Raw genomic sequence first — 2,048 nt, 5'->3', positions numbered from 1 at the left:
CCGCCCGCCCCGCCGGCCGCCCCGCCGGCGGCCGCCCGGCCCGAGGTGCGGCACCTGGGTGACCGGGCGCCCACGTACGCCGCCGAGCCGGGCGCGCTGCCCCTCGCCGACCCGGCCGCGCTCGACGCCCTGATCCCGGACACCGTTCTGGAGGGAGCCCGGCACGGGGCCTGCACCCTGCGCGCCGCCTCGGTGCGCGGGGACTCCGCCCGCTACCGGGGCGAGGCCCGCCGGGACGTCCTGCTCACCGCCCGCTTCGGATCCGGCGACGACGCCCTCGTCCTGGTGGCCCTCGCCGGCGGCGACCGTGCCGCCGCCGGAGCCGCGGAGGCCGCCGCCGAGCTGTGCCACTGGATCGGCGCCGCCGTCGGCCGCAGCCGGTCGCGGCTGGCCGACGACATCCGTGCCGGGCGGCGCGACGCCCTCCGCTCCGGGCTCCAGCGGCTCACCGACCGCGGCTACGGGCGGCTGCGGGCCCGCGCCACCGAACTCGGCCACCCCGAGGAGGCGTACACCGCCGGACTGCGCGCCCTGCTCCTGCCCATCGACCCCGAGTGCCGCACCCGCGTCTGCTTCGGTGCCGGCCCGGGCGGGCTGTTCCGGCTGCGCTCCGGCGCCTGGGAGGACCTGGAGACCGCCGAGCCGCCGCCCGCGCCAGCCGGCCCCGACGGCGAGCCCGGTCCCGACGGCGAGCCCGGTCCCGACCCGGGCCCCGGCTTCCGGTTCCGCGCGGCCGTCGCCCGCCCCGGCGACACCCTGCTGCTCTGCTCGGGCGGCCTGGCCGACCCGATGCGGGAGGAGGAGCTGCTGCCGGTCGAGCTCGCGGCCCGCTGGTCCGGCGGCGAACCGCCCGGCCTGGCCGCGTTCCTCGCCGACACGCAGCTGCGCGTCAAGGGGTACGCCGACGACCGGACGGCCGCCGCGGTCTGGGAGCCGTGAAACGAGCGCGTTCGTGCCCGGTGAACCGGACGGACGGTGCGGACGCAACCGAGGGGAGATTTCCTCGCCCTCGTGCAGTACGGCCCGCCCGTCAAAGTGGGCCTGTTCGGCAACTCCCCACCCGGGACGGCCGGATGGGGAATGCCGGTTTCCGGCCTTTCTCGGCGCGGACCGCGCGCCGCCGCCCCGACGGGGTCCGTCTTCCCGGGGCACGGTGTCCGGCCCCGCGGCGCTGTTCGTTCCACCGAACATCCGGGAGGGGGCGGTGACCGGATTCGCACCATCCGACGGCGAGCCGGTGCTCGACGGCAGGCCGGCCGGGTGATCCGGATGGCTCGATCCCGCCCGTCCGACGGGACACGGCAGTGGGCCCGCAGGAGTGCGGCATATCCCGGCGGGCATGCATTCCGTGGACTTGTTCGAGATCCAGGGGATACGGGGGAGGAGCATCGCCGTGCGGGTGGAGGCGAAGACCGGGAAGCAGTGGCGCAGAGGGCGGCCCCTCCAGCGGGAGCCCGCCGCCCCGGAGACCGCGGTGGCGGGCAGGGAGGGGGCCTCGGAGCTCCGCCGCAGTGTGGGCCGCGCCGATCTCAAGGCCGTCGGCGAGGTCCGCAGAGCCCTCGGGGAGCTGATGCGGCCCCGCTGCCGGGCCGACACCGCGGAGGCGGCCGAACTCCTGGCCACCGAGCTCGTCACCAACGCGCTCGTCCACACCGACCAGGGCGCCGAGGTGTCCGCCCGGCTCTCCGCGGGCCGCCTGCGGGTGGAGGTCCGTGACCACGCCGCGGGACGGCCCCCGCGCCCGTACGTACCGGCCGCCGACGACGGTACGCACGGGCGGGGGCTCCTGCTGGTGCAGGCGCTCGCCGACGCCTGGGGCGTGGACCCGGCGGGCGCCCCGGCGGCGGGCAAGGTCGTGTGGTTCGAACTGCACGGCGTCGCCGAGGCCTGACCGAACCGAACCGAGCCGAACCGAGCCGACCGAGCCGACCGAGCAGACCGAGGAGGCCGAGGAGGCCGAGGAGGCCTAACGGACCTCGCGGCCTACGACGAAGGGCCCGCCGACCAGGCGGGCCCTTCGGGCTGCGCCGCCCCGTGCCCGGCGGCGC

Annotated in this window: 2 protein-coding genes; both read left to right on the top strand. The window is 77.9% G+C overall.

Annotation, left to right across the window (positions count from 1 at the left end; translation table 11 throughout):
* On the top strand, window positions 1-939 hold a 939-nt coding region (locus tag HYE82_RS36150), incomplete at its 5' end, for a protein phosphatase 2C domain-containing protein (RefSeq protein WP_179178455.1).
* A gap of 574 nt (window positions 940-1,513) precedes the next feature.
* On the top strand, window positions 1,514-1,891 hold the full coding sequence (locus HYE82_RS39170) for an ATP-binding protein (RefSeq protein WP_309144571.1): 378 nt from the start codon (window positions 1,514-1,516) through the stop codon (window positions 1,889-1,891).
* The last annotated feature ends 157 nt before the right edge of the window (window positions 1,892-2,048 follow it).

Origin of the sequence: Streptomyces sp. BR123, from assembly GCF_013401435.1 — a bacterium.
Classification (GTDB): Bacteria; Actinomycetota; Actinomycetes; order Streptomycetales; family Streptomycetaceae; genus Streptomyces.
This window is presented reverse-complemented; position numbering and strand designations above follow the sequence as displayed.